Genomic DNA, 7,181 nt, shown 5'->3' on the forward strand with positions numbered 1-7,181 from the left:
GCTGGCGCCTGCTCACCGCACCCGACCGGGCTCCGTACCCGACGAGGAACGGTTCCCGGCCAGCTTCGGCTGCCGGTGCGGCGGGTTCGGGAGCGGACGCCGGCGCGGCGGCGGGCGCGGCGGCCTCGTCCGCGCTCTCGGCGATCCGGATGATCGGGGTGCCCACGTCGACCGTGCGCCCCTCGGGGACCAGGATCTCCGCGATCACCCCCGCGTAGGGCGAGGGCAGTTCGACGAGCGACTTGGCCGTCTCGATCTCGACCAGCACGTCGTTCACTGCGACGGTGTCGCCGACCGCGACCTTCCAGGAGACGATGTCGGCCTCCAGCAGGCCCTCACCGGGGTCGGGCAGCTTGAACTCGTGCATCGGCGCTCCTCAGTAGGCCAGCGAGCGGTCGACGGCGTCGAGCACGCGGTCGAGATCGGGAAGGTAGCGGTCCTCCACCCGGCTCGGCGGGTAGGGCAGGTCGTAACCCGTGACCCGAAGGACGGGCGCCTGCAGGTCGTAGAAGCACTGCTCCTGGATCCGCGCGGCGAGCTCCGCGCCGAGACCGAGCGTCCCCGGCGCCTCGTGGACGACGACGGCGTGCCCGGTGCGACGCACCGACGCGAGCACGACGGTGTCGTCCAGCGGGGAGAGCGAGCGGAGGTCGATCACCTCCAGGTTGCGGCCATCCTGGGCGGCGGCCGCCGCCGCGTCCAGGCAGGTGCGCACCATCGGCCCGTACGCGATCAACGTGGCGTCCGTGCCGGGCTTCGCCACCCGAGCGGAGTAGAGGTCGAGCGCGGACGCGGCGGAGGTGTCCACCTCGCCCTTCTCGTGGTAGCGCCGCTTGGGCTCGAGGAAGATCACCGGGTCGTCGTCCGCGATCGCCTGCTGGATCATCCAGTACGCGTCCGACGAGGTGGCCGGTGTGACCACCTTCAGACCCGGGGTGTGCGCGAAGTAGGCCTCGGGGGACTCGCTGTGGTGTTCGATCGCCCCGATCCCCCCGGCGTAGGGGATCCGGATCACCATCGGGACGCCGAGGCGTCCGTGCGACCGGAATCGCATCTTGGCCACCTGGGTGACGATCTGGTCGAACGCGGGGAAGACGAACCCGTCGAACTGGATCTCGACGACCGGGCGGTAGCCGCGCAACGCCAGGCCGATGGCCGTCCCCACGATGCCGGACTCGGCGAGCGGGGAGTCGATCACCCGGTCCCGGCCGAATTCGGCCTGCAGTCCCTCGGTCGCGCGGAACACCCCGCCGAGCGGGCCGATGTCCTCGCCGGCGAGCAGCACCTTGGGGTTCTCGGCGAGCGCTCGGCGCAGGCCGGCGTTGATCGCCTTGACCATGGTGAGCGTCTTCGTCGCCTGCTCGACGGCGGGCGTGGCCTCGGTCTGCGTGCTCATCAGGCCTCCTCGAAGGACGATTCGTAGGCGAGGTAGGCCTCGCGCTGGGCGAGCAGGTGGTCGGGCGTGCGGGCGTGAACCAGGCCGAAGTAGTCGGCCAACTCGGGCTCCGGAAGGGCGACGCATTCCGCGCGCAGGCGCTCGGCGAGGGCGTCGGACTCGGCGGAGAGCGCGTCCAGCCAGGCCTGGTCGATCGCACCCCGCTCCCACAGGTAGGCCCGCACCCGCTGGATCGGGTCCTTGGCCAGCCACTCCTCAACCTCCGCGTCGACGCGGTACTTGGTGGGATCGTCGGAGGTGGTGTGGGCGCCCATGCGGTAGGTGTAAGCCTCGATGAGCACCGGACCCAGCCCACGGCGGGCATGGTCGAGCGCCCAGGCGGTCACGGCCTGGACCGCGAGGACGTCATTGCCGTCCACACGGATGCCGGGGAAGCCGAAGCCCTGCGCGCGGCGATAGAGCGGGACGCGCGACTGCAGGCTGGTGGGCTCGCTGATCGCGTACTGGTTGTTCTCGCAGAAGAAGACCACCGGAGCGTCGCAGGAGGCGGCGAAGACGAACGCCTCGTTCACGTCCCCCTGGCTGATCGAGCCGTCGCCGAAATAGACGATCGCCGCCCCGTTCGCCGCCGGGTCGTCGTTGCCGACCAGCCCGTCGCGCTGCAGCGCCATCGCCATGCCGACGGCGTGCAGGGTCTGGGTGCCGATCACGAACGAGTAGATGTGGAGGTTGTCCGGGCGGGACGGCCAGTCCATCATCCCGGTGCCGCGGAAGGTCGACAGGATGTCGACCGGGTCGACGCCCAGGCACCAGGCGACCCCGTGTTCGCGGTAGTACGGGATCAGCAGGTCGGGATCGCGGGTTGCTCGCACCGAGCCGATGTGCGCGGCCTCGTGGCCCAGCGACGGCGGCCACAGCCCCAGTTCGCCCTTGCGCTGCAGTGCGGTGGCCTCGGTGTCGATGCGCCGGGTGAGCACCATGTCGCGCAGGTGGGCGGCGATCTCGGCATCGGGCCCTGTGAAGGAGAAGTCGGGGTGGTCGACCCGGTGTCCATCAGCATCGAGGAGCTGGACGGGTACGTCGGCTACCGACGGTTCGCGATTCGTGCCTGTGGGCTCGGTCAAGGGAACTCCTGCTCGAAAGGGGCACCAGCAGGCACTTAACCTACGGTTACGTAACCATAGGTGTCAATCGGGAGAAGTGCTGCATCGAAGCCGAGCAGGTCCCTCTTCCGACGGCGCCGCCATCTCCGAGTGGCGCCGTCGCGTTCTGGCCACTCTGCGCGTCCCGCCCCTCGCGTACCGTCCCACCTGCGGGCCATCGCGGCCGGATCGCGTCACCCTCCGCCACGGGAGGCCCTCACGCCCCGCGTGCCGGTCCTGGAGCGGGACCGCTCAGGCGAAGCCGAACAGCGGGGGCAGGACGGCCGCGACGACAACACACCAGACGAAGTAGACCGGCAGATAGGCGGTCTGCCAGCGCTCGAGGACGCCATGGGTGCGCCGGCCGCGCAGGAAGCCCAGCTGCAACCAGCCGGCGCCGGCGAGGTTCACCAGCAGGAGCACGTTCAGTCCGAGCGATGCGACCTTGTTGGGGCTCGCGCCGAAGACGCCGATCCGTCCAACCATCGCCGAGAGGACCAGCAGGTCGACGACGAGGGCGGCGAGGATCATCGCCAACTGGAGGGCGTCGAACCAGCGGGCCCGGGTGGACGCCTCCCGCGCCGAGATCGTGTACAGCAGCAGAGCCAGGACGACGATCAGCGTGGCGTCGAAGACGATCAGCACTTCGCGGTGGGTGTCGAGCAGCGACACCCCGGCGGCGCCCTGGACGGCAGCGGCGACGACGAACGCGGCGAGCATGGCGGTGAACAGCGGCGAGAACACCGCGGTCAACACCGGAGCCATGTTCTCGATGACGGACTTCTTCGCGTCCGCGAGCCAGGCCGCCACCACCGTCGCGCCGGCGGCGCCGCAGGGCAGCAGCCAGTCGACGACGAAGCTGCCCGCGTCCATGCCGATCGCGGCGAACACACCCAGGGTGAGCGCGGTCAGGACGGCGCCGCCGAGCGCGATCAGGGCCAGGTAGATCACCCACTCCCCGGTGAACCGGATCAGGTCCATCCGCGCGCGTCCCGAGCGCCAGCGTCCCTCGACGTAGGTGACACCGACGATCAGCCAGAGCGCGGCCGTGATGTGCAGGACGGTGAGCACGAGTGTGTCGGAGCCCGGGTCCAGCGGGTAGCCGTTCACCAGGGCGGCCGCGCCGGCGAAGCCGACCACCGCGATCGCCACCGACGGGCGCGGGCCGCCGGCGCGGACGAGGAAGTAGGCGGCGAGCACACCCAGCAGCAGGAGGGGGGCGTTGCGCAGGCCGACGTCGGCCGGCGCGCCGAGAAGCCACGGCAGCTTGACCACGAACGCCGCGAGGACCGCGAAGGCGACCGCGACGGCTCCGCTGCTGGTCGACGCCGCCGCCGGGTCGCCGCCGAGCACGAGTTGCTTCCACAGCCGCTCGGAGTGCTCGCGCGCGTACTCGCGAGACAGCTCGTCGACCCGGCCGAGCCGGCGAACGGCGATCAGGAAGGCCTCCTCATCGCTCAACCCGACGGCTTCCAGGTCGTCGATCCGGTCGCGCAGATGACTCTCGAGCTCGTCGAGGTCGGCGGTGGCAAGACTCCGGTCGGCGGCGAGGTAGCGGCGCCACTGGGCGAGTTGGGTGTCCGTGGAGTCCGTCACGCGCCGACTCCGTCCGCAAGAGCCGGGCCGGGACGGGTGCCGTCGGCCCAGACGCGGCGCAGGGTGCCGGTCACGACAGCCCACTGCCGACGCTGGTCGGCGAACGCGGCCTCCCCCGTCGCGCTGAGCCGGTAGTGCTTGCGACGCCGGCCCGACGGCGCGTCCACCCAGCGCGACTCGACCTGCCCCAGCCGTTCCAGCCGGTGCAACAAGGGGTAGAGCATGCCGTCGCTCCAGGCGAGCTCGCCGCCGGAGAGCTCGCCGACCCGCTGCAGGATCGCGTAGCCGTAGGACTCCCCCTCGGCCAGGATGCCCAGCACGATCGGCGTCGCCGCCGCGGCGACCAGGTCCTTCCCGATCCGCATGACCCTCCTCGCAGATTGAATACCTTGCAGTTCAATGTATGCGCGCATACCTGGCAGTTCAAGGTATCCAGCCTTGGCACGGATCGACGGACGTCAGCCGACCTCGCAGGTCACCAGGTCGATGCCGAAGCCGGCGTCACCACGATCGGGGCAGTCGAGGCCGGCGGTCAGCTCCCCCATCACGGCCGTGCCGTACACCGCCACGGGGGTCTGGTCGGCCAGTTGGCCCGCCAGCACAACGGCGGCATCCGCGCGCGCGGCTCCCCGGATCTCGTTCAGGGACGCCACGGCCTCGCTGACCCCGGGTGGTAGCCAGCTTGCCGGAACGTCCGACCCGAGCATGGTCTGCAGGAAGGCCGCGGGGTCGGGATAGGCGAGTCGGGTCGAACCCAGTGCGAGATCCAGCCCGGCGGCGTCCAGCGAACTGTCGCTCCATCCCGCCGACGCCGGCGACTCCCTGGCGGTCTACTTCTGGAAAGACATGGCGGCGGTCGAGAGCAACCACAGGGCCGGCCATGTCGGACGCCGGCTCCCGGACGTCGGCACGTCCGTGAAGGACTTGGTCGCGTGGCTCACTACCAACCCGGACTTCGCCGTGGTCGGTCCGCCCTCGCCGGCCGAGCTGATCCCGGGCTACCCGGGAACCCGCCTCACTATTGGGGTCTCCGAGACGGCGGACTTCGCCTGGGACGACTGCCCGTCCAACCCGCGGTGCGCCGCGTTCTTCACCGATCCGGCGCACTGGGGCTCGAACTTCTGGGCGATCGAGGGCGACAACGTGCAGGACCTCTACCTCGCCGACGTCGACAGCGGGGGCGAAGAGCACGTGTTCTTCGTTCTGCTCTACGCCGTGGACGCGGCTTCGCTGGACGCCTTCCGCCCGCGGGCGGAGGAGCTCGTCCGGACCGTGCTGCTGCCCGAGGCGTAGGGGGGTCGGGTCGCCCTCGATCCCCACCCCAGCGCCCCAACGGCCCGGCGTCGCGGACGACGCGGCGGTGACCGCCCGGGGAGTTCTCGGGGGGCTGTGCGTTCACCCGTCGGGGTTTCCGGTACGCAGTCTTCTACGTTGGTAGCGGCTGTGCTGGCGCGGTCGTTGGTCTCGGTCGACGTAGCGGGGTGGGACAACCTCGGGCAGCCCGTTCGCGCGCAGGCGGATCTGCCAGCGGTGTCGGGAGCCCGGGCCTTGGCCGGGTCGGCCGGGTTCGACGATGCCGTGATGGTGCGGACAGACCAGGACAAGGTTGCGCAGAGCCGTTTCGCCGCCATCCCACCAGGGCTTGATGTGGTGGGCATGGCAGTCGTCGGGTGGTTTGTCGCAGCCAGGGAAGGCGCAGCCGCGGTCCCTGGCTTCGAGGGCGGCCCGGATCGGCCCGGTGACCAGGCGTTGGCTGCGTCCGACGTCGAGCGGTTCGGATTCTCCGCCCAGCACGACCGGCAGCAGGTCGGCGTCGCAGGCGAGCCGGCGCAGCACCGACGGCGCGACGGCCACGTCCGCGCCGATCAGGTGGGCGTCGATACACCGTTGGCGGAGCTGGTCGTAGTCCAGCAGCACGACCACCCGCGGCCGGTCGCCGCCGTGGTTGGGCGCGAGCGCCTGCCGGGAGTGCGCGTGCACCAGGGCCATCAGCCCGTCGGCGCGGCGCTGGCCGCGGCTGGGCAGTGACTGGTGGGGGTCGATCGCCTCCAGCGCCCGCTTCTGCTGGGCGGCGTGGGCGTCGACGATGCGAATCAGCAGGTCCGCGTCCACCGTGGGCAGTGATCCGCGGAACTCGGTGGTGCCGTGACCGTCGTTGTGGAACTGCAGGTGCCGGTTGCGGATCGCGAGCTCGTGCTCGCGTTCGAGTCGTTCCGCCTCGACGGCGTCGGCCACCCCGGGCGCGAGCACGTCCAGCAGCCGTCGGGAGAGGGTGGCGAGCTCGGCGGAGTTGAACTGGCCGGCGTAGCCCACCATCACGTCTTCGGCCTGGGCGAGCGAGGTCGCGGGCAGATCGTCGGGAAGGTCGGACAGGACGCGGCTGATCGCCCGGGCCTGCTGGGGCAGCACCGAGCCGGCGAGGCAGGCCGCACGCAGCCGGTCGAGGGCGGCCAGGTCGCGTCCGGCGAACAACAGCGCGGACGCCTCTCTGCGGGTGAGCCGGGTGCTGTCGGCCAGCCAGGTCGCAGCCCCGGTGCCGTGGGCGTGCTCGGCGGCCTCGGTCTGCACCACTTCGCCGGCCAGGGCCTGGGCGAGCGCGGTGCACCGGCCGGCCACCTGCACCGCCGCCTGCAGCAGCGCGAGCCGATCGGTGTCCGTGGCCAGAGCACGAGCGGGCGCGTCGACCGCGTCGAGCAGCGCCCCGATACCGGCCAGCGCCTCGCTGGTCGACACCGGCCCGTCGATTCTCTCCATGCCTCCAGCCAACCACCCGCCACTGACATTTCGCCGACCAAGGCGGCTTCTGTAACCGCAGGCCAGAGTGCGGAACAGCCACTCGAATAGCTCAGGTGTTCGATGAAACGGGGCACGGCACCCGTCCCGGCCTTGCACCCGGACTCCCGCCGGTCCGCTGGTCGAGGGGCCGACCCAAGACATCCCCGGCGCGTGGCCGGGTCGCCGCCTCCCTCAGCTGGCCCAGCGGCCAGTGAAGAACAGCCACGACCAGACCGCCTGGACGGCCAGTGCGGCGAGCACCAGCACACCGA

8 protein-coding genes are annotated in these 7,181 nt (G+C 71.2%); 1 reads left to right on the plus strand and 7 read right to left on the minus strand.

Annotated elements, in window-relative coordinates:
* The 6 genes from QM633_RS09530 to QM633_RS09555 all read right to left on the minus strand — a co-directional run.
* A partial coding sequence (locus QM633_RS09530) for a biotin/lipoyl-containing protein (protein ID WP_415153520.1) occupies positions 1-367 on the minus strand: 367 nt, incomplete at its 3' end.
* A gap of 9 nt (positions 368-376) precedes the next feature.
* Positions 377-1,396 carry an alpha-ketoacid dehydrogenase subunit beta gene (locus QM633_RS09535; RefSeq protein ID WP_415153521.1) on the minus strand — a complete coding sequence of 340 codons (1,020 nt, stop codon included), beginning with the start codon at positions 1,394-1,396 and terminating at the stop codon, positions 377-379.
* Positions 1,396-2,520 (minus strand): thiamine pyrophosphate-dependent dehydrogenase E1 component subunit alpha, encoded by a 1,125-nt coding sequence (locus QM633_RS09540; protein WP_415153522.1) that lies wholly within the window; start codon positions 2,518-2,520, stop codon positions 1,396-1,398. Before QM633_RS09540 ends, QM633_RS09535 begins: the two co-directional genes overlap by 1 nt.
* 270 nt (positions 2,521-2,790) lie before the next feature.
* Positions 2,791-4,134, minus strand: a complete 1,344-nt coding sequence (locus QM633_RS09545; protein WP_415153523.1) for a permease prefix domain 1-containing protein — start codon at positions 4,132-4,134, stop codon at positions 2,791-2,793.
* Positions 4,131-4,499: a PadR family transcriptional regulator gene (locus QM633_RS09550; protein ID WP_415153524.1), complete on the minus strand. Its 369-nt coding sequence runs from the start codon at positions 4,497-4,499 to the stop codon at positions 4,131-4,133. The genes QM633_RS09545 and QM633_RS09550 overlap by 4 nt, the downstream gene beginning before the upstream one ends.
* A gap of 93 nt (positions 4,500-4,592) precedes the next feature.
* Complete coding sequence (locus tag QM633_RS09555; protein ID WP_415153525.1) at positions 4,593-4,787, minus strand: hypothetical protein; 195 nt, start codon at positions 4,785-4,787, stop codon at positions 4,593-4,595.
* Positions 4,788-4,980: 193 nt separating this feature from the next.
* Between QM633_RS09555 and QM633_RS09560 the strand changes: the two genes are divergently transcribed.
* Complete coding sequence (locus tag QM633_RS09560; RefSeq protein ID WP_415153526.1) at positions 4,981-5,427, plus strand: hypothetical protein; 447 nt, start codon at positions 4,981-4,983, stop codon at positions 5,425-5,427.
* Positions 5,428-5,529: 102 nt separating this feature from the next.
* On the opposite strand, the gene QM633_RS09565 is transcribed toward QM633_RS09560, so the two are convergent.
* Positions 5,530-6,888: a DUF222 domain-containing protein gene (locus QM633_RS09565; protein ID WP_415153527.1), complete on the minus strand. Its 1,359-nt coding sequence runs from the start codon at positions 6,886-6,888 to the stop codon at positions 5,530-5,532.
* Positions 6,889-7,181 lie beyond the last annotated feature (293 nt).

The organism is Propionicimonas sp. (assembly GCF_047606205.1).
Lineage (GTDB): Bacteria > Actinomycetota > Actinomycetes > Propionibacteriales > Propionibacteriaceae > Propionicimonas.